This window comes from Pseudomonas sp. HMSC065H01 (assembly GCF_001815235.1).
Lineage (GTDB): Bacteria > Pseudomonadota > Gammaproteobacteria > Pseudomonadales > Pseudomonadaceae > Pseudomonas > Pseudomonas aeruginosa.
In genome coordinates, this window is record NZ_KV819914.1 from 2,997 (window position 1) to 22,497 (window position 19,501).

A 19,501-nucleotide genomic window follows, 5' to 3' on the forward strand; every position below is an offset into this window, starting at 1 on the left:
TAGGCATCGCGAAGTTCCTTTACGGCATCTGCGCTGGAGTCTCCATGCTAGAAAAATTAGAGTAGAGAAAATAAATCTGTCCCCTTTATGCTCCTTTATGGTCCTTTGCCCCTGAGTCACTATTAGGGGCTCTACATGCTTGCAGGCCCCGAGCGTCTTCTTTTGTGCCTGATTGAGCGTCAGTACGCCTATGCGTCCCAAGGTGCGCCTTTAGGGACGCCATTTCATGCTCTGCTCCAGCTTCCCTCGCCGCTTCGACAGTCCGCTTGCCGTCACTTTCTCCGATAGCTTTTCTTGCCGCCCGGCGTCAGGCAGTACACCCCTCCGCGCGGGCCTGTGCAGAACGAGCCGCTGCCACAGGCACAGCCCTGCGTCGTGCCTTGCAGACGCTGTACGGCGGGTTGTCCGGTACGTCCGCCGGCGTTGCCGAAGTAGGCCGCGCAACTGCGCTTCGAGGCGCTGATGGAGCCGTCGTTGCAGAGGAAGATATCGCCGTCGCAACCGGCGATACCGCCTTTCTTTCCCGAGCAGGGGCTATTGGCAGCCAGCGCCGGAAGTGCGCAGACCGACAGGAGGAAGAGGGCAGTCGAGGCGAAGAGTCCGAATTTCATTGGCGAAGCTTCCGTGCGAATGATGGCTGCATGCTATCTCAGGCGCGCGCCGTGCGCTTTCGCGAGCGCGCCGATTACATGGTCTTACCCGAGCCTTGACAGGTCTTTTCAACGGGGCTTATAAGTGGCGCCATCAGGTCATGCGCATCAGCGTCGATGTCGCGGGACCGAACCTAACGCATACGTACAGAGCAAATGGGCTCTCCCGGGGTTACCCGGGAGGGCCTTTTTTCGTCCCGAAAAAATAACAACAAGAGGTGATATCCATGCGTCACGGCGATATTTCCAGCAGCAACGACACCGTCGGAGTGGCGGTGGTCAACTACAAGATGCCGCGCCTGCACACCGCGGCGGAGGTCCTGGACAACGCCCGGAAGATTGCCGACATGATCGTTGGCATGAAGCAGGGCCTGCCCGGCATGGACCTGGTGGTGTTCCCCGAGTACAGCCTGCAGGGCATCATGTACGATCCGGCGGAGATGATGGAAACCGCGGTGGCGATCCCCGGCGAGGAAACCGAGATATTCTCCCGCGCCTGCCGCAAGGCCAACGTCTGGGGCGTATTCTCCCTCACCGGCGAACGGCACGAGGAGCATCCGCGCAAGGCGCCGTACAACACCCTGGTGCTGATCGACAACAACGGCGAGATCGTCCAGAAGTACCGCAAGATCATTCCCTGGTGCCCCATCGAGGGCTGGTATCCCGGTGGCCAGACCTACGTCAGCGAAGGGCCGAAGGGCATGAAGATCAGCCTGATCATCTGCGACGACGGCAACTACCCGGAAATCTGGCGCGACTGCGCGATGAAGGGCGCCGAGCTGATCGTGCGCTGCCAGGGCTACATGTATCCGGCCAAGGACCAGCAGGTGATGATGGCCAAGGCCATGGCCTGGGCCAACAACTGCTATGTGGCGGTGGCCAACGCCGCCGGCTTCGACGGCGTGTATTCCTACTTCGGCCACTCGGCGATCATCGGCTTCGACGGTCGTACCCTCGGTGAGTGCGGCGAGGAGGAAATGGGTATCCAGTACGCCCAGCTGTCGCTTTCGCAGATCCGCGATGCGCGCGCCAACGATCAGTCGCAGAACCACCTGTTCAAGATCCTCCACCGCGGCTACAGCGGCTTGCAGGCGTCCGGCGATGGCGACCGGGGCCTGGCGGAGTGTCCGTTCGAGTTCTACCGCACCTGGGTCACCGACGCCGAGAAGGCGCGCGAGAATGTCGAGCGACTGACCCGCTCGACTACCGGTGTGGCGCAATGCCCGGTCGGCCGGCTGCCCTACGAGGGACTGGAGAAGGAGGCCTGACGGCAGACGCCGCCAGCCCGGCGTGCCGTCGTGCGGCACGCCGTCTCCGCCATTTCCCCCTGTGGCAGAAGGAGTTTCATCCATGCCTTTTCTGAGCGACATGCTCGACCAGTCCCGCCGGCAGCAGGACGAGGAACAGGCCCTGGCGCGGGAGAATCTTGCCGAGGCAAGTCTGCTCCAGGCCCACCTGAGTCACCGCAGCGCCCTGCACAGCCGTTTCCGTTTCGACCCGGCGGCGGTGATGGACTGCCTGCGCGCCGAGGTGCTCGGCCAGGAACCGGCGCTACAGGCCGTCGAGGACATGCTCAAGGTGGTTCGCGCGGACATCGCCGACCCGCGCCGTCCGCTGTTCAGCGCGCTGTTCCTCGGCCCCACCGGGGTCGGCAAGACCGAGATCGTGCGCGCCCTGGCCAGGGCCCTGCACGGCGACGCCGAGGGGTTCTGCCGGGTGGACATGAACACCCTGTCCCAGGAGCACTATGCCGCCGCCCTCACCGGTGCGCCGCCGGGCTACGTCGGGGCGAAGGAGGGCACCACCCTGTTGGAGCAGGACAAGCTGGACGGCAGTCCCGGGCGCCCCGGCATCGTTCTCTTCGACGAACTGGAAAAGGCCAGCCCGGAAGTGGTCCATGCGTTGCTCAACGTACTCGACAACGGCCTGCTGCGGGTCGCTTCCGGCGAACGCACCTACCATTTCCGCAATACCCTGGTGTTCATGACCAGCAATCTCTGCGCCCATGAGATCCAGCGCTACGACGAGCGTCGCCAGCGCCTGCCCTGGCGCCTGCTGCCGGTCGGCGGCGAGCGCCGGCGGCGGGACATCGACGGGATGGTCCGGGCCCGGCTGCTGAAGACTTTCTCGCCGGAGTTCGTCAATCGCCTCGATAGCGTGGTCACCTTCAACTGGATCGAACGCGACGTCGTCGCGCGCCTGGTCGAGCTGGAGGTGCAGCGGCTCAACCGGCGCCTGGAGAAGCATCGCTGCCGCCTGGAGGCGACCCCGGAGGTGCTGGCGAAGATCGCCCGCGCCGGCTTCGACCGGCAGTTCGGCGCCCGTGCGTTGCGCCGCAGCGTCCGTCATCATCTCGAGGTACCGCTGGCCGAGCATCTGCTCGACCACCACCAGCCGGGCGACGGGAACTGCACGACCTACCTGGCGAGCCTGGAGCACGAGCGGGTTCGCTTCGTGCGGCGCTGAGCGACAGTCACAGGAGAGGAAACGGATGGGATCGCACCAGGAGCGGCCGCTGATCGGCCTGCTGTTCTCCGAAACCGGCGTCACCGCCGATATCGAGCGCTCGCAGCGCTATGGCGCATTGCTTGCGGTCGAGCAACTGAACCGCGAGGGCGGCGTCGGCGGTCGCCCGATCGAAACGCTGTCCCAGGACCCTGGCGGCGACCCGGACCGCTATCGGCTGTGCGCCGAGGACTTCATTCGCAACCGGGGGGTACGGTTCCTCGTGGGCTGCTACATGTCGCACACGCGCAAGGCGGTGATGCCGGTGGTCGAGCGCGCCGACGCGCTGCTCTGCTACCCGACCCCCTACGAGGGCTTCGAGTATTCGCCGAACATCGTCTACGGCGGTCCGGCGCCGAACCAGAACAGTGCGCCGCTGGCGGCGTACCTGATTCGCCACTACGGCGAGCGGGTGGTGTTCATCGGCTCGGACTACATCTATCCGCGGGAAAGCAACCATGTGATGCGCCACCTGTACCGCCAGCACGGCGGCACGGTGCTCGAGGAAATCTACATTCCGCTGTATCCCTCCGACGACGACGTGCAGCGCGCCGTCGAGCGCATCTACCAGGCGCGCGCCGACGTGGTCTTCTCCACCGTGGTGGGCACCGGCACCGCCGAGCTGTATCGCGCCATCGCCCGTCGCTACGGCGATGGCAGGCGGCCGCCGATCGCCAGCCTGACCACCAGCGAGGCGGAGGTGGCGAAGATGGAGAGCGACGTGGCAGAGGGGCAGGTGGTGGTCGCGCCTTACTTCTCCAGCATCGATACGCCCGCCAGCCGAGCCTTCGTCCAGGCCTGCCATGGTTTCTTCCCGGAGAACGCGACCATCACTGCCTGGGCCGAGGCGGCCTACTGGCAGACCTTGTTGCTCGGCCGCGCCGCGCAGGCCGCAGGCAGCTGGCGGGTGGAAGACGTGCAGCGGCACCTGTACGACATCGACATCGACGCGCCCCAGGGGCCGGTCCGGGTGGAGCGCCAGAACAACCACAGCCGCCTGTCTTCGCGCATCGCGGAAATCGATGCGCGCGGCGTGTTCCAGGTCCGCTGGCAGTCGCCCGAACCGATTCGCCCCGATCCTTATGTCGTCGTGCATAACCTCGACGACTGGTCCGCCAGCATGGGCGGGGGAGCGCTCCCATGAGCGCCAACTCGCTGCTCGGCAGCCTGCGCGAGTTGCAGGTGCTGGTACTCAACCCGCCGGGAGAGGTCAGCGACGCCCTGGTCTTGCAGCTGATCCGCATCGGTTGTTCGGTGCGCCAGTGCTGGCCGCCGCCGGAAGCTTTCGACGTGCCGGTGGACGTGGTCTTCACCAGCATTTTCCAGAATCGCCACCACGACGAGATCGCTGCGCTGCTCGCCGCCGGAACTCCGCGCACTACCCTGGTGGCGCTGGTGGAGTACGAAAGCCCCGCGGTGCTCTCGCAGATCATCGAGCTGGAGTGTCACGGCGTGATCACCCAGCCGCTCGACGCCCACCGGGTGCTGCCTGTGCTGGTATCGGCGCGGCGCATCAGCGAGGAAATGGCGAAGCTGAAGCAGAAGACCGAGCAGCTTCAGGAACGCATCGCCGGCCAGGCCCGGATCAACCAGGCCAAGGCGTTGCTGATGCAGCGCCATGGCTGGGACGAGCGCGAGGCGCACCAGTACCTGTCGCGGGAAGCGATGAAGCGGCGCGAGCCGATCCTGAAGATCGCTCAGGAGTTGCTGGGAAACGAGCCGTCCGCCTGAGCGATCCGGGCCGACCAGAACAATAACAAGAGGGGTATCGTCATGATGCTGGGACTGGTTCTGCTGTACGTTGGCGCGGTGCTGTTTCTCAATGCCGTCTGGTTGCTGGGCAAGATCAGTGGTCGGGAGGTGGCGGTGATCAACTTCCTGGTCGGCGTGCTGAGCGCCTGCGTCGCGTTCTACCTGATCTTTTCCGCAGCAGCCGGGCAGGGCTCGCTGAAGGCCGGAGCGCTAACCCTGCTATTCGCTTTTACCTATCTGTGGGTGGCCGCCAACCAGTTCCTCGAGGTGGACGGCAAGGGCCTCGGCTGGTTCTGCCTGTTCGTCAGCCTCACCGCCTGCACCGTGGCGATCGAGTCGTTCGCCGGCGCCAGTGGTCCGTTCGGCCTGTGGAACGCGGTCAACTGGACAGTCTGGGCGTTGCTCTGGTTCTGTTTCTTCCTGCTGCTGGGGCTGTCCCGCAGCATCCAGAAGCCGGTGGCCTACCTGACCCTGGCCAGCGCCATATTCACCGCCTGGTTGCCCGGCCTGCTGCTGCTCGGGCAGGTGCTCAAGGCATAGCAGGAAGTCGGAAAGGGATGGCGGCTTGCCGCCATCCCGTCCCTTCCGAACTCCTAGCCGAGCGGCCAGTTGATCACCACGACGGCGTCGTTGTAGTCGTTGTCGGTGCCGTCTTCAGAGCCGACCAGGGCGAAGTTCAGCTCGTTGGTCAGGATTACCTGTGCCGAGACCAGATCCGAGGGGCGGCCGTTGACGCTGACCTGGACCTGTACCTTGCCACTGCTGCCGGAGTTGAGCACCTGGGTGCCGATGACGGCGTTATTGGTGCTTTGCCCGCTGAAGGTCGCGGCCGTCTCGTTGTTGACCAGCACGTTCACCGTCTGGGTTCCGGACGAGTTGGCGAAGGCGGTGACGCCGAACCGGGTGTTGGCGGGAAGGGTGAACACTCCTTGTGTTGCCATGGTGTATCTCCACTGAATACCTGGCCTGCCTTTTCAGGCAGCCGTCTGGCGCGCGGTATGGCGTGTCGGGAGAAATCCGCAGTCCTTGGCGGCAGGCGATGCGCAGGCAGGAAGGACGCATCGTTCAGCCAATCTACGCCGTCGACCGGGCGCGACCACTGCTAGAGTTCGCAGGAGGGCTACAGGGGTGTCCTGGCACTGGCGATGCATGGCCCGGTGCCGGACTGCGGCAGCGGCCTGCCGTGCCGGCTGGTTCGATTGTTACGCTGTCTGTAACGATCTATTGCCGATGCCGGCAGGCCAGGGGCGATTGTCTCGAAATATACTGCGTCACCTGGTCGCCGCAGCGGCGACGGCTACCCACTGGCCGTCGTCCGGGTCGCCGGTTCCATCCCGGCCGCGCCAACCCCCGCATTCAGGCCCCGCTGCGGCGACTGCATTCCCGCTGGATTCGAGGCTCGTACCCTATGACTCCCGATCAACGATTTGCCCGTTGGGTTCAAGTCGCTATCGCGGTATTCGTGTTGCTGTTCGTCTACTTCCTGGTCGCCGACCTGTGGATGCCGCTCACCCCGCAGGCCCAGTTGACCCGGCCGGTGGTGCGCGTCGCGCCGCGTGTCAGCGGTCAGGTCGCCGAGGTGCTGGTGTCCAACAACGGCCACGTGCAGCCCGGCGAAGTATTGTTCCGCCTCGATCCCGAGCCTTTCCGACTGGCCGTGCGCCAGGCCGAACTGGCACTGGAGGAAGCCGAGCGCACCAACCGCGAACTGGATGCCGCCATCGCCTCGGCCAAGGCCGACCTCCTGGCCGCGCGCAGCAGCGCCGGCGAGCTGGACAGCGAGGCGCGCCGCACCGCCCAACTGGTGCAGCGCCACCATGTGTCGCAGCAGATGCACGAGCAGGTCAGCGCCCAGGCCCAGGCCGCCCGTGCCCGGGTCGCCGCGGCCCAGGCGCGGATCGGCGAGCTGACCGCGCGACGCGGCACGGCCGGCGAGGACAACCTGCGCCTGCGCCAGGCGCGCAATGCCCTGGCCCAGGCTCGTCTGCAACTGCAATACAGCAGCGTCCGGGCCGACCGCGCCGGGACCCTGAGCAACCTGCAACTGACCCCGGGCACCTACGTTCCGGCCGGAACGCCGGTGGCGGCGCTGGTGGACGACCGTATCGACATCGTCGCCGACTTCCGCGAGAAATCGCTGCGCTACGTGCGCCCTGGCGACCGTGCGGCGGTGGTGTTCGACGCGCGTCCCGGCGAAGTGTTCGGCGCGCGGGTGGCGGCCATCGACGCCGGGGTCAAGGAGGGCCAGCTGGACGCCAACGGCGACCTCGCCGCGCCGGTCACCTCCGACCGCTGGGTCCGCGACGCCCAGCGCCAGCGCCTGCACGTGGTGCTCGACGAACTTCCCGAAGGCCTGCTGCCCACCGGTGCCAAGGCCACCGTGCAGCTCTATCCCGGCGACGGCCTGAGCCATCTGCTCGGTCGCGCGCAGATCGTCGCCATCAGCCTGCTGCACTACGTCTACTGACGCCATGCCGGCCAAGCTCGCGATGTCCGCCAACGACCTGCGTCAGTGCCTGCGCATCGCCGGCGGCGGCACCCTGGGGTTCTTCGTCTGCAAGCTGATGAACTGGGACTACGGCTCGTTCTTCGGCGTCTACCCGATGCTGCTGCTCGGCCTGACGCCGGTGATCAACCTGCACATCGTCCGCCAGTTCCTCGCCAACTCGGTGGTGATCAGCGTCGAGGTACTGGTGCTGTACGGGTTGTTCGGCGACCGGCCGCTGCTGATGACGCCTATCGTCTTCGGCCTCTTCGTCTACCGCTTCGCCCTGATGGCGCGCGGCCCGCTGTTCTTCTTCGGCGCACTGAGTTCGGTGTTCCTCTCGATGCTGCTGCACTTTGCCAGCTATCCGGACGTCGATCTGTTCGACATGCTCGCCAGCAACATGGTCGCCACCTGGCTGACGGTGGCCATCGCCGTGCTGATGTTCTACCTGTTCCCCGACGTCGAACCGCGGTCGCCGCGCCAGGCGCCGGCCAAGGACGCCCCCAGCCGGCGCCACGAGACGCTGCTCGGGGCCACGGTGGCGACCTTGTCCTTCGTGGTCTTCCAGACCTTCGACCTGAAGGACTCGCTGTCGGCGCAGATCGCCTCGATCCTGGTGTTGTTTCCCATGCACTGGAAGGGCGTGCACTTCGCCGGGCGCATCCGCGCCCTCGGTACGCTGCTCGGCTGTGCGCTGGCGGTGGGCTTGCAGGTGCTGCTCTACGATCACTACGACATCCTGCCCTTCGTCGCCCTGTTGCTGTGGATCTCGGCGATGTTCTGCGCGCGCATCCACATGCTGGAGAACGGCGTACCGGGGATCGGTTTCGGCGCGCTGACCACCCTGGCGATCGTCCTCGGCCAGTACCTGACGCCAACCCACGACATGATGTACAGCGTGCTCTACCGATTTACCTCGGTGTGCTTCGCGGTGCTGATCACGTTGATGACGGTGCTGGTGATCCACCTGTTCCTCAACCGCTTCGCCGCCACCCGGCACTACAGCCACTGAGGCCTCAGGCGCGCCGGCCCGACCAGTTGACCAGCGCGACGCCGAGCATCACCAGCAGCATGCCGCCGATCGCCGCCGGCGCCAGGCGCTCGTCGAACAGCAGCCAGGAGGCCAGCGCGGTCACTGGCGGCACCAGGTAGAACAGGCTCGCCACCTTTGACGCGGCGCCATGCCGGATCAGCGTGTAGAGCAGGCCGACGGCGCCGAACGAGAGTCCCAGCACCAGCCAGCCGAGGGTCAGCACGAACGGCGTGCTCCACTGCACCTCGCGGCTTTCGAAAAGCAGCGCGGCGAGGCCGAGCAGGGCGCCGCTGGCCAGGTACTGGACGACGCCGCCGGTGCGCAGGTCCATGCCGCCGCAGAAGCGCTTCTGGTACAGCGTGCCGCAGGTGATCGCCGCCAGTGCCACCAGCACCGCAGCCCAGGCCAGGCCGTCGGCGCCACCGTGGATGCGGCCGAGTACCACCAGGGCTACGCCAGCCAGGCCGAGCGCCAGTCCCAGCCATTGCCGGCGGCTGACCTGCTCGCCGAGCCAGATGCCGGCCAGGGCCGCGGTAGCCAGCGGTTGCAGGCCGACCAACAGGGAGGTCAGGCCGGCCGACATGCCGTGCTCGATGGCGAGGAACACCCCGCCCAGGTACAGGCCATGGACCAGCAGGCCGGCGACCGCGACATGCCCGGCCAGCCGTGCCGAGCCCGGCCAGGGCGCACCGCTGAGCAGGGCGAAGGCGGCCAGCAGGGTGGCCGCGAGGAGCAGGCGGATGGCCAGGAAGGTGAAGGGCTCGGCGTACGGCAGGCCGAACTTGGCGCCGAGGAATCCAGTGCTCCAGAGCAGCACGAAGAGCAGCGGCATGCCGCTGCCGAGCCAGGCGGGTGTGCGCATGCAAGGTCCTCGTCGGGAGGTGGCGGGACGGTCGTGGCGCCCCGCGCGTGTCGGTGTCAGTCCAGCAGCGAGCGGCCTCGCTCCAGGTAGGCGCGCATTTCCGTCTCGGGCACCATGCCGCCGCCGGTGGCCCAGACCAGGTGGGTGGCATTGGCCAGGCGCGCCGAGGTCAGCCCCATGCGTTCGCGATAGCCCTGCGGCTCACGGGTGACCCGGGCGATGCCCGGCGCGCCGGCCAGGGCCGAGGGTTCCAGGCGGATGCCCTGGCTGCGCTCGAGCAAGGCGAGCAGGCGGAACAACTCGTCGTCGTCCACCGTGTAGTAGCCGTCGAGCAGGCGCTGCATGGCGCGGCCGACGAAGCCCGACGGACGCCCCACCGCCAGGCCATCGGCGGCGGTGCGGTTGTCGATGCCGAAGTCCTGCACCGAAACCTGCTCGTGGCGGCCGGTATAGACGCCGAGGAACATGCAGGGCGAATGGGTCGGCTCGGCGAACAGGCAGTGCACCGCGTCGCCGAACGCCAGCTTGAGGCCGAAGGCCACCCCGCCGGGACCGCCGCCGACCCCGCAGGGCAGATGGACGAACAGCGGGTGCTCGCTGTCGACGCGGATGCCGGCGGCGTCCAACTGGCCGCGCAGTCGCTCGGCGGCGACGGCGTAGCCGAGGAACAGGTCGCGGGAGTTTTCGTCGTCGACGAAATGGGTGTAGGGATCGCCGGCCGCTTCGCGGCGGCCCTGTTCCACCGCGACACTGTAGTCGGAGGCGTACTCCACCACCGTCACGCCGTGGGCGCGCAGCTTGTCCTTCTTCCACTGGCGGGCGTCGGCGGACATGTGCACGCTGGCCTGGAAGCCCAGCGCGGCGCCGATGATGCCGATGGAAAGGCCCAGGTTGCCGGTGGAGCCCACCGCTATCCGGTGGCGGGCGAAGAATGCCCGGCAATCCGCCTCGGCCAGCCGCGAGTAGTCGTCGTCGAGGCCGACCAGGCCGTGCTCCAGGGCCAGGCGCTCGGCATGGGCGAGCACTTCATAGATGCCGCCGCGGGCCTTGATCGAGCCGGAGATCGGCAGGTGGCTATCGCGTTTCAGCCAGAGCCGGCCGGGCAGTTCGGCGGCGTAATGCTGGCGCAGGGCATCGTGGAAGGTGGCGACCTCGACCAGGTCGGACTCGATGATGCCGCCGCTGGCGGCGGTTTCCGGAAACAGCCGGGCGATCAGCGGGGCGAAGCGCTGCAGGCGGGCGCTGGCGTCGGCCACGTCGGCGGCGCCGAGGCCGACGTCGGCCAGGGCTTCGGCGCTCGGCGCGATGGCCGGGTTGAACCACTCGCTCGGACGCAGGGCGATGAGGTCGGCCAGGCGCGGGAATTCGGCGAGCCAGTCGGCCTTGGGTGTTCCGAGAATCAACGGCAGTACTCCTGTGGCGGGTAGGGCGGCGAAGGCACAGAGGATATACGCCTGGCCGGCGTTTTTCCTCGTACCCGGCAGGCAAGGCAGAACGCCTCTGCGGCGAAAGGCTTTGCACACGCGAGAATGTGCCGCATGCTTGATATCTTGAACAAGCGATGCGTATTTTGTACGCGGCCGCCGCCCGGTGCGGCATCCGCGATACCAACAAGGATAAGAAGTCATGACTATCGAAGGCCAAGGCTCACTCGCCGAACGGCTGGCTGGAGTTGAAGAAATCGAATGCGTCACCCCCGACCTCAACGGGGTGCCGCGCGGCAAGGTGATGACCGGCGAGGGCTTCCTCAGCGGCCGGCGCCTGCAGCTCGCCCGTGGCGTGCTGCTGCAATGCATCATGGGCGGCTACCCGCCGGCGCGCTTCTATGGCAGCGACGATGGCGACCTGGCGCTGGTCGCCGAGCCGACCCAGGTCCATCGCCTGCCCTGGAGCAACACTCCGCGCGCCTTCGCCATCTGCGATGCGCAGGAACTGGATGGCACGCCGTCCGGGCTGTCCACCCGCGGCCTGCTCAAGCAGGTGGTGGCGCGCTACGCCGCCCACGGCTGGCAACCGGTGGTGGCCACCGAACTGGAGTTCTTCGTCTTCGCCCCGAACACCGATCCCAACGAGCCGTTCCAGGCCCCGCTGGGGCCGGATGGCCGGCGCGAGCTGGGCTATTCGGCCTTCAGCGTGTCTTCCAACAACGGCCTGCGGCCGTTCTTCGAGGACGTCTACCGCTGCATGGATGCGCTGGGCCTGGTGCGCGACACCTTCATGCACGAGATGGGCACCAGCCAGTTCGAGATCAACTTCCTGCATGGCGACCCGGTCCTGCTGGCCGACCAGACCTTCCTGTTCAAGCACCTGCTCAAGGAGGTCGCGCTCAAGCACGGCCTGATCGTGGTGTGCATGGCCAAGCCGCTGGCGAAGACGCCGGGCAGCTCGATGCACATCCACCAGAGCATCGTCGAACTGGACGGCGGGCGAAACATCTTCAGCGAAGCCGATGGCGAGCCTTCCGCCGCGTTCCGCCACTTCATCGGCGGCCAGCAGGCCTGCCTGGCGGACTTCACGCCCTTCTTCGCGCCGCATGTGAACTCCTTCCAGCGCCTCTGCCATCCCTACGCTTCGCCGAACAACGCCTGCTGGTCCCACGACAACCGCGCCGCCGGCCTGCGCATCCCGGCCAGCGGAGCCTCCGCGCGGCGCGTCGAGAATCGCCTGCCGGGCGCCGACGCCAACCCTTACCTGGCCATCGCCGCCAGCCTGGCCGCCGGTCTCTACGGCCTGGAGCACGAACTGGAGCCGAGCCCGGCGATCCAGGGTGAGTTCGAGGTACCGGAGGAGTTGACCCTGCCTTGCACCATGTACGACGCCCTGCGGCGCCTGAAAGGCAGCGCGCTGGCGCGCGAACTGTTCGGCAGCGAGTTCGTCGAAGGCTACGTGGCGACCAAGAGCATGGAGCTGACCAGCTTCTTCGACGAGATCAGCCCCTGGGAGCGTCGCGTCCTGGCAGCCCAGGCCTGATCCACCGTGGTACTTTCCTAGCCCTGTGTCACCCCCTGCCGCCTCGCGGCGGCAGGGTCGTGGTGTCGGGTGCCGGCTTCGGCATCCCGCGTCCTGTCCCGGGGCCTCCCCGGGACTCCAACGCTGTGCGAGCCGGGCAGTCCGCGAGCGGCGCCGGCTCCCTTGTACGGGACCGGAGGTCCGATGCGGCGGATTTTCTTCTCTTTTCGCGCTCTCTATTTCGCTACCCTGCTGATGCTCACCGGCTCCGGCCTGCTCAGCACCTACCTGGCGCTGCGCCTGGCGGCGGACAAGGTCGACGGCCTGTGGGTCGGCGCGCTGATGGCAGCCAACTACTTCGGCCTGGTGCTGGGCGGCAAGGTCGGTCACCGGCTGATCGCCCGGGTCGGACACATCCGCGCCTACGTCGCCTGCGCCGGGGTGGTCACCGCCGCGGTCCTCGGCCATGGCCTGCTGCCCTGGCTGCCGGCCTGGATCGCCTTGCGCATGGTGATGGGCCTGGGCCTGATGTGCCAGTACATGGTGATCGAGAGCTGGCTCAACGAGCAGGCCGATGCCAGCCAGCGCGGCGCGGTGTTCGGCGGCTACATGGCGGCTTCCTACCTGGGCCTGGTGCTCGGCCAGATGATCCTGGTGGCGCATCCGCAACTGGGGCCGGAGTTGCTGATGCTGGTGGCCTTCTGCTTCGCCCTGTGCCTGGTGCCGCTGGCCCTGACCCACAAGATCCACCCCGCAGCGCTGCGCCCGGCGCCGCTCGAACCACGTTTCTTCATCCGCCGGGTGCCGCAGTCGCTGACCACCGTATTGGTCTCGGGGCTGGTGGTCGGCTCCTTCTATGGCCTGGCGCCGCTGTATGCCAACCAGTTGGGGTTGCCCAACGAGCAGGTCGGCCTGTACATGGGCGCCTGCATCTTCGCCGGGCTGCTGGTGCAGTGGCCGCTCGGCTGGCTGTCCGACCGTCGCGACCGCGCCTGGCTGATCCGCGCCTGCGCCATCCTGCTGTGCCTGTTCGCCTTGCCGCTGGCATTGTTGCAACAGATGCCGCTGGCGTTGCTGCTGGCCCTGGGAATCGCCGCGAGCATGTTGCAGTTCACCCTCTATCCGCTGGCAGTGGCCTTTTCCAACGACCATGTGGAGACCGAGCGACGGGTTTCGCTGACCGCCATGCTGCTGGTGACCTTCGGCGTCGGCGCCTGCATCGGGCCGCTGGCGGCCGGCGCGCTGATGCGGCTGTTTGGCGCTAACATGCTATATGCGTTCGTCAGCGCCTGCGCGCTGATCCTGGTCTGGCGGGTCCATCCGGAGAAGGTCAGCGGCCTGCACCGGGTCGACGACGCGCCGCTGCACCACGTGCCGACCCCGGACAACATGACCAGCTCCCCGCTGGTCGCGGCGCTCGATCCGCGGGTAGACGAACAGGCGGTGCAGGAGCAGATGGTCGATGGCGAGCCCGACGCGCCGCAGGCCGACGGTGCGACGCAGAACTGAACTCCGCTCGCCGCGGGAGCCGATAGGCAGGAGAGGTTGCGATGAGTCCGACGCTTTCCCTTCACCTGATGGTGCGCAACCTGCCGCCCGGGCAGCGGCGGCCGAAGATCGCCCAGGCCATCGGCGAGGAGAGCGCGGGACGCTTGCAGCGGGTATTGCTGGAACGCGCCCTGCGCCTGCCCGATCGCGGTTTCAGCGCCCGCATCCTCTGGTTCGACGACGATCTGGACAGCGATCTGCAGGCGCTGGCGGTGGCATTGGGCTGGAGCCTGATGAGCCAGCCGGCCGGCGACCCCGGCGAGCGCATGCGGCGTATCGCGGCGCTGGGGTTGGCGGAAAGCGAGGCGGTACTGCTGATTCGCCACGACTGCCCGGTGCTGGACGGCGACTACCTGGAAGCGGCCTGCACCGCCCTGGGCCGCCACCAGGCGGTGCTGGGGCCGGTGGAGCGGGGCGGCTACGCGCTGCTCGGCCTGACCCGGGTCGACCCGCTGTTGTTCGAGTCGATGCCCTGGGGCGGAGACCGCCTGCTGGCGCTCACCTGCGAGCGTCTCCGGCAACTGGGCTGGGAGCATCACCTGTTGCCGGCGCTCTGGGACGTCGACCGTCCCGAGGACCTGCCGCGCCTGGCGGCGCTGGGGCTGGTCCTGTGAAACTCAGAACAGTTCGTCTTTCTCGAAGCGCCGCGCTTCGCGCTGTAACTGGTAGACGAAGCGATCCACCTGACGCTGGGCGAGGCCGCTCATCTCGCTGAAGCGGACGCCGGCGAAGGTCGCGTCGAGCTTTTCGTCGAAGCGCACGTGACGCAGTTCGATCGCGCTACTGATCGCGCCCTGTGGCAGCTGGGCGCTGAAGTCTTCGTAGATCTCGCCGGGATGCAGGCGTTCGGCGACATTGCCGGCGAAGCGCAGCTTGGCGCCGGTGGCGGAGATATCCAGCAGTTGTCCGCTCAGCGGCGCGCGGAGTTTTTCCCCGGCGATTTCCGCGGCGATCGGCTGGCTCTGCTTGATGCTGGCGCGGTAGGCGTTGCGGCGCTGGTGGTAGAGCACTTCGGCGGGAAGGGCGGCCCAGTAGCAGGGGACGCCGTCGTGTTCGCCGAACTGCACCGGGCGCTCGCATTCCCAGGCGATACGCACGCCTTCGTGGAAGGCTTCGACGCGAAACGCCTCGCCGTTCTGCAGGAAACGTTCGCCGGTGTTGGGGATGAGTTCGTCCAGCGCGACCATCCCGCGGTCGCGGTCGATGTCCACCAGGAAGCTCTGGAAGCGCTGGTTGCGATCGGCAAAGGTGATCAGCAGGGAGTCGCGGCTATCCTGCAGCAGGCGCAGGTTGGCCTGGATTTCCACGGGGGCCTTGAGCACCTTCGGGGGTTGCGGCCCCGCTTCTTCGACGAACGGGTTGGGCACCTTCAATGCTCTCCTGGGGCACGAATGCCTCAATGATAGCACTGTGCCTTGATACGTGTGCTGGTCGGGTTCAGGCCTGGCTGAGCGGACGTTGCCGGCTGCTCGAGGCGGTGCCGCCGCGGCTGTCGTACAGGCTCGGGGCGTCCTGGCCGCGGAGGATGTTCAGCAGGCTGCCGGTGGAAGCCTGGTTGGCGCGGATGATCCGCCCGTTGCGCAGATTGGCCTGCTGGCAACGCTCCAGCAGTTCGCCCAGTTCGTCGCCGCGCGCCAGCAGCTCGGCGCCATCCGCGCGCTCGCGGGCATAGCGGGCAAGGCCTTCGCGGTCGAGGGAAACGCCGGCTTCGCGGAGGATTTCCGCGCGGGCCCGGCCATTTCGCTCCAGTTGCTGCATCAGTGGCTGCTTGGCCCCGAGAAGCTGTTGCAGGACCGGCAGCTCGCGCCGTTCCAGGGCCTGGAATTCTTCGTCGACCAACTGCAGGAGTTGGCTGGCGTGGCCGATATCCTCGGCGAACAGATCGAGCAGGGTAGGGGAGTCAGGCATCTCGGGCTCGGGAGTTCATTCGGCGTCCAATGTCCTCCAGCGCGTCCTTCGAGGTCAGCGCTGGGATTCGAAGTCGAGCAGCTTGCTGGCAACACGCTCGCTGTCGACCTGATAGGTGCCATCGGCGATCGCTTGCTTGATCCGGGCAACCTTATCGTTGTCGACCACCGGCAGGGTCTGCAGCTGGTCCGTGACTTTCTGCATGTTCTGGGCGGTTTCGCTGATCTGCACCGACTCGCCGCTCTTCGGAGCGGAAGTCGCGGCCTGGCCTGCCTTGTCGGCGCCAGTGGCGTCGGGGCGACCTGCGGCGGTGCTGCCGGTACGGCCGGTGGTGGCTGGCGTGCTGCCGGGATTCAGCCGGTTGAAGTCGATGACCATGGTTGTAAACCTCGAAGGTATTGGACGCTTGCCTAGCTTTTCGGCGAAGGCTTGAAAAACTTTAGGACTTATTTTCGTGCGTCGTTTCCCAGTTTAGAGAAACCCGCCGGGGTAGCGCCAGCGCTACCGGCCACGGCTTTCCCTCTACATATTCACCTCGACCGTGCCGGGTTCTATCACGCGGGCCTTGATTATCCGCTGCGAGCGCAGGTTGCGCACGCGGATCTGCTGGCCCGGGGCGCCATCGGACAGCGCCTCGCCGGGCATCTTGACGTTGATGGTGGCGGTGCGTGCGAGGATCACCACCTGGTCGCCCTTGCGCACGGCCTCGGCCTGCTCGAGGAAGACCGGCGCCAGCACCTGGTCGTTGACCACCGGTCGGCGCAGCTTCTGCCCGACGACGCGGGCCGGATCGGTCAGGTAGCCCTGGGTCAGCAGGCCGACGTCGCGCTCGACCAGGGCGATGTCGGCATCCTCCAGCACGTGCGCGCGCTTGAGTGGCTGCACCGCGACCACTACCTGGCGGAACAGTTTCACCTGCGCCGGCATGAAGATGGTCCAGGGCGCACTGCCTTCGCAACTGATGCGCACGGTGACCCTGCCGATCGGTTGTGCCGGACTTTCCTGGCTGAGCGTCAAGTCCCTGTCGCATTCGGCCAGGCGCAAGCGCGGGTCGACGCGATTGACCTGAATCTGGTAGCGCCCGTCGAGTCCGCTATTCTGCAGATATTCTTCTACCTTGAATTCAAGAAACCCCTGGGTGGAGCCGATAAGTACCTCGGGAGCGGTAAAACCCTGGGCCTGGCTGTTGTTAGCCGCGCACAGGTAGCCGAGCCCGAGCAAAACGGGTAAAAACCGTAGAGAAGTATGGCTACATGCCATTATTCGTCGAAAAACTGTCGTTGCCTGTTTCATGCAACGGGTTAAGCAATGGTCGTGCCGGAGTCCGGCACGACCGTCTGAGGGGAGCGCCAATGGCCGGTGTTTTGGATTCAGTCAACCAGCGTACGCAGTTGGTCGGACAGAACCGTCTGGAGCTGCTTCTGTTCCGCCTGGACGGCAACCAGCTCTACGGCATCAACGTGTTCAAGGTGAAAGAGGTGTTGCAGTGCCCGCGCCTGACGGTGATGCCCAAGTCCAGCCCGGTGGTGCGCGGGGTGGCGAACATCCGCGGAGGCACCATTCCGATCCTCGACCTGGCGCTGGCCACCGGCCGCCGCGGGTTGCAGGACCTGACCAACAGCTTCGCGATCATCACCGAGTACAACACCAAGGTGCAGGGCTTCCTGGTGCGCTCGGTGGAGCGCATCGTCAACATGAACTGGGAAGAGATCCATCCGCCACCCAAGGGCGCCGGCCGCGAGCATTACCTGACCGCGGTGACCCGGGTGGACAAGCAGTTGGTGGAAATCATCGACGTGGAAAAAGTGCTCGCGGAGGTCGCACCGACGTCCGAGGAAGTGTCCCACGGAGTGGTGGACGCCGAGACCCAGAGCCGCGCGGTGACCAAGCGGGTGCTGGTGGTGGACGATTCGTCGGTGGCGCGCAAGCAGGTAATCCGTTGCCTGGAGGCGGTCGGCGTGGAAATGACCGCGCTCAACGACGGGCGCCAGGCCCTGGAGTACCTGCAGAACATGCTCTCCGAGGGACGGCGTCCGGAAGACGAGCTGCTGATGCTGATCTCCGACATCGAAATGCCGGAAATGGACGGTTATACCCTGACGGCGGAAATCCGTAGCGATCCCCGCCTGCAGAAACTGCACATTCTCTTGCATACTTCGTTGTCCGGGGTCTTCAACCAGGCGATGGTGAAGAAGGTCGGTGCGGACGACTTCCTCGCCAAGTTCCGTCCGGACGATCTGGCGGCGCGGGTGGTGGAGCGGATCAAGGCGGTGGACGCGGGCTGAGCGATCGGCCCTCGACAACAATGTGAATACGGGCGACCGGCTGCGTTCCGGTCGCCCAGGGCGAAGAGGCTTATGCGTGTCGGCAGCTAATGCGGATTTCGAGTTGTTCAGGGTCTTCCTCGAGAAGACCTGCGGCATTGTGCTGGGCAGCAACAAGCAGTACCTGGTCTCGAGCCGGCTGAACAAGCTGATGGAGCAGCAGGGCATCAAGAGCCTGGGAGAGCTGGTGCAGCGCATCCAGACCCAGCGCGGCGGCCTGCGCGAGATGGTGGTGGACGCGATGACCACCAACGAGACCCTGTGGTTTCGCGATACCTACCCGTTCGAGGTGCTCAAGCAGCGGGTTCTTCCCGAACTGATCAAGGCCAACGGCGGGCAGCGCCTGCGGATCTGGTCGGCGGCCTGTTCGTCAGGCCAGGAGCCGTACTCGCTGTCGATGGCCATCGACGAGTTCGAGAAGACCAACCTGGGGCAGTTGAAGGCGGGCGTGCAGATCGTCGCCACCGACCTGTCGGGGTCGATGCTCACCGCCGCCAAGGCCGGCGAATACGACACCCTGGCGATGGGCCGCGGTCTGTCCCCGGAGCGTCTGCAACGCTATTTCGACGCCAAGGGACCGGGGCGCTGGGCGGTCAAGCCGGCGATCCGCAGCCGCGTCGAGTTCCGTGCCCTGAACCTGCTGGACAGCTACGCCAGCCTCGGCAAGTTCGACATGGTGTTCTGCCGCAACGTGCTGATCTATTTCTCCGCCGAGGTGAAGCGCGACATCCTGCTGCGCATCCATGGCACGCTCAAGCCTGGCGGCTACCTGTTCCTCGGCGCCTCCGAGGCGTTGAACAACCTGCCCGACCACTACCAGATGGTGCAGTGCAGCCCGGGCATCATCTACCGGGCCAAGTAGCGCAAGGAAGCGGACCCGCGCCAGGTTGCGCCGGGGGTGACCTGGCAGCCTGGCGCGGGTCCGCTTGGGACGGGCAGGTGGGACGAGACTTTCGCCCACTGCCCAGGCTCCGAGCGCCACGCGCGGCGGCGCCGTCGCAGCCCGCTCGGCACAGGACGGCTGGCTCGGAGCGGGGCAGTTTAGGACTGCGCGATCTAGTTGTATTGACAGATATTTCTGATAGTCAGGTGATCTGGCAAGTTGCCGCTTTGCCGGGGAACTGCTTACATGATTCAAGCCTTCCCTCGATCCGCCACGCCTACCAGGAGACTTCCATGGCCATCACTGCGCTGCCCTCGGCCGATGGGCAAGAGTTGACCATCCAGATCCAGGGGCGCTTCGACTTCGGGGCCCATCAGGATTTCCGCGACGCCTACGAGCGCGTCGCGATCACTCCGCGACGCTATGTCGTCGACCTGCGCAACGCCACCTACCTGGACAGCTCGGCCCTCGGCATGCTCCTGCTGCTGCGCGACCACGCCGGCGGCGAGAACGCGCAGATCAGCCTGGCGAACTGCAGCCCGGAAGTGCGCAAGATCCTCGCCATCTCCAACTTCGAGCAGTTGTTCAAGATCAGCTGA

General features: G+C 66.4%; 21 protein-coding genes. 13 read left to right on the forward strand and 8 right to left on the reverse strand.

Annotated features, from left to right (window positions below; genetic code table 11):
- Window positions 1–272 precede the first annotated feature (272 nt).
- Entirely contained in the window at window positions 273–611 is a 339-nt protein-coding gene (locus HMPREF3014_RS24350) for a YdcA family protein (protein ID WP_003091758.1), read from the reverse strand.
- A gap of 266 nt (window positions 612–877) precedes the next feature.
- Between HMPREF3014_RS24350 and HMPREF3014_RS24355 the strand changes: the two genes are divergently transcribed.
- From HMPREF3014_RS24355 to HMPREF3014_RS24375, 5 genes are all read left to right on the forward strand, one after another.
- Window positions 878–1,918 (forward strand): aliphatic amidase, encoded by a 1,041-nt coding sequence (locus HMPREF3014_RS24355; protein ID WP_003091756.1) that lies wholly within the window; start codon window positions 878–880, stop codon window positions 1,916–1,918.
- 82 nt (window positions 1,919–2,000) lie between these two features.
- On the forward strand, window positions 2,001–3,116 hold the full coding sequence (locus HMPREF3014_RS24360) for an AAA family ATPase (RefSeq protein WP_003098718.1): 1,116 nt from the start codon (window positions 2,001–2,003) through the stop codon (window positions 3,114–3,116).
- A gap of 25 nt (window positions 3,117–3,141) precedes the next feature.
- Window positions 3,142–4,299, forward strand: coding sequence for an aliphatic amidase expression-regulating protein AmiC (gene amiC / locus HMPREF3014_RS24365; protein ID WP_003117566.1), 1,158 nt, complete (start codon window positions 3,142–3,144; stop codon window positions 4,297–4,299).
- On the forward strand, window positions 4,296–4,886 hold the full coding sequence (gene amiR, locus HMPREF3014_RS24370) for a transcriptional antitermination factor AmiR (RefSeq protein ID WP_003098722.1): 591 nt from the start codon (window positions 4,296–4,298) through the stop codon (window positions 4,884–4,886). Before amiC ends, amiR begins: the two co-directional genes overlap by 4 nt.
- Window positions 4,887–4,928: 42 nt before the next feature.
- The gene (locus HMPREF3014_RS24375) at window positions 4,929–5,447 is read left to right on the forward strand and encodes an AmiS/UreI family transporter (protein WP_003098725.1); all 519 of its coding nucleotides are present in this window, start codon (window positions 4,929–4,931) and stop codon (window positions 5,445–5,447) included.
- Between the two features lie 53 nt (window positions 5,448–5,500).
- Here HMPREF3014_RS24375 and lecB read toward each other — a convergent pair whose 3' ends face one another.
- Window positions 5,501–5,848, reverse strand: coding sequence for a fucose-binding lectin LecB (lecB, locus tag HMPREF3014_RS24380; RefSeq protein ID WP_003098728.1), 348 nt, complete (start codon window positions 5,846–5,848; stop codon window positions 5,501–5,503).
- A 467-nt stretch (window positions 5,849–6,315) separates the two neighbouring features.
- Between lecB and HMPREF3014_RS24385 the strand changes: the two genes are divergently transcribed.
- Together HMPREF3014_RS24385 and HMPREF3014_RS24390 are read left to right on the forward strand one after the other, a co-directional pair.
- Window positions 6,316–7,374, forward strand: a complete 1,059-nt coding sequence (locus HMPREF3014_RS24385) for an HlyD family secretion protein (protein WP_003119629.1) — start codon at window positions 6,316–6,318, stop codon at window positions 7,372–7,374.
- Between the two features lie 22 nt (window positions 7,375–7,396).
- The gene (locus HMPREF3014_RS24390; RefSeq protein ID WP_003122410.1) at window positions 7,397–8,407 is read left to right on the forward strand and encodes a DUF2955 domain-containing protein; all 1,011 of its coding nucleotides are present in this window, start codon (window positions 7,397–7,399) and stop codon (window positions 8,405–8,407) included.
- Window positions 8,408–8,411: 4 nt separating this feature from the next.
- On the opposite strand, the gene HMPREF3014_RS24395 is transcribed toward HMPREF3014_RS24390, so the two are convergent.
- Both HMPREF3014_RS24395 and dsdA read right to left on the reverse strand, forming a co-directional pair.
- Window positions 8,412–9,290 carry a DMT family transporter gene (locus tag HMPREF3014_RS24395; RefSeq protein WP_034016644.1) on the reverse strand — a complete coding sequence of 293 codons (879 nt, stop codon included), beginning with the start codon at window positions 9,288–9,290 and terminating at the stop codon, window positions 8,412–8,414.
- A 56-nt stretch (window positions 9,291–9,346) separates the two neighbouring features.
- Window positions 9,347–10,693 (reverse strand): D-serine ammonia-lyase, encoded by a 1,347-nt coding sequence (gene dsdA, locus HMPREF3014_RS24400; RefSeq protein WP_004351142.1) that lies wholly within the window; start codon window positions 10,691–10,693, stop codon window positions 9,347–9,349.
- A gap of 325 nt (window positions 10,694–11,018) precedes the next feature.
- Here dsdA and HMPREF3014_RS24405 point away from each other — a divergent pair, with 325 nt between their 5' ends.
- From HMPREF3014_RS24405 to HMPREF3014_RS24415, 3 genes are all read left to right on the forward strand, one after another.
- On the forward strand, window positions 11,019–12,260 hold the full coding sequence (locus HMPREF3014_RS24405) for a glutamine synthetase family protein (protein ID WP_003119633.1): 1,242 nt from the start codon (window positions 11,019–11,021) through the stop codon (window positions 12,258–12,260).
- 183 nt (window positions 12,261–12,443) lie between these two features.
- The gene (locus tag HMPREF3014_RS24410) at window positions 12,444–13,748 is read left to right on the forward strand and encodes an MFS transporter (RefSeq protein WP_003098737.1); all 1,305 of its coding nucleotides are present in this window, start codon (window positions 12,444–12,446) and stop codon (window positions 13,746–13,748) included.
- A gap of 41 nt (window positions 13,749–13,789) precedes the next feature.
- The gene (locus HMPREF3014_RS24415) at window positions 13,790–14,401 is read left to right on the forward strand and encodes a TIGR04282 family arsenosugar biosynthesis glycosyltransferase (RefSeq protein WP_003113134.1); all 612 of its coding nucleotides are present in this window, start codon (window positions 13,790–13,792) and stop codon (window positions 14,399–14,401) included.
- Between the two features lie 3 nt (window positions 14,402–14,404).
- On the opposite strand, the gene flgZ is transcribed toward HMPREF3014_RS24415, so the two are convergent.
- The 4 genes from flgZ to flgA form a co-directional block, all read right to left on the reverse strand.
- Window positions 14,405–15,196 carry a flagellar brake protein FlgZ gene (gene flgZ, locus HMPREF3014_RS24420; protein WP_003119635.1) on the reverse strand — a complete coding sequence of 264 codons (792 nt, stop codon included), beginning with the start codon at window positions 15,194–15,196 and terminating at the stop codon, window positions 14,405–14,407.
- Between the two features lie 28 nt (window positions 15,197–15,224).
- The gene (locus HMPREF3014_RS24425; RefSeq protein ID WP_003091733.1) at window positions 15,225–15,695 is read right to left on the reverse strand and encodes a flagella synthesis protein FlgN; all 471 of its coding nucleotides are present in this window, start codon (window positions 15,693–15,695) and stop codon (window positions 15,225–15,227) included.
- 54 nt (window positions 15,696–15,749) lie between these two features.
- The gene (flgM, locus tag HMPREF3014_RS24430; RefSeq protein ID WP_003098742.1) at window positions 15,750–16,073 is read right to left on the reverse strand and encodes a flagellar biosynthesis anti-sigma factor FlgM; all 324 of its coding nucleotides are present in this window, start codon (window positions 16,071–16,073) and stop codon (window positions 15,750–15,752) included.
- A 144-nt stretch (window positions 16,074–16,217) separates the two neighbouring features.
- Window positions 16,218–16,916, reverse strand: coding sequence for a flagellar basal body P-ring formation chaperone FlgA (gene flgA, locus HMPREF3014_RS24435; RefSeq protein ID WP_003098745.1), 699 nt, complete (start codon window positions 16,914–16,916; stop codon window positions 16,218–16,220).
- A 131-nt stretch (window positions 16,917–17,047) separates the two neighbouring features.
- Between flgA and HMPREF3014_RS24440 the strand changes: the two genes are divergently transcribed.
- From HMPREF3014_RS24440 to hsbA, 3 genes are all read left to right on the forward strand, one after another.
- A complete protein-coding gene (locus tag HMPREF3014_RS24440; protein WP_003098747.1) occupies window positions 17,048–17,980 on the forward strand; it encodes a chemotaxis protein CheV in 933 nt (310 codons plus the stop codon).
- 76 nt (window positions 17,981–18,056) lie between these two features.
- Window positions 18,057–18,881, forward strand: a complete 825-nt coding sequence (gene cheR / locus HMPREF3014_RS24445) for a protein-glutamate O-methyltransferase CheR (protein ID WP_003091728.1) — start codon at window positions 18,057–18,059, stop codon at window positions 18,879–18,881.
- A gap of 314 nt (window positions 18,882–19,195) precedes the next feature.
- Entirely contained in the window at window positions 19,196–19,501 is a 306-nt protein-coding gene (hsbA, locus tag HMPREF3014_RS24450) for an anti-anti sigma factor HsbA (protein ID WP_003091727.1), read from the forward strand.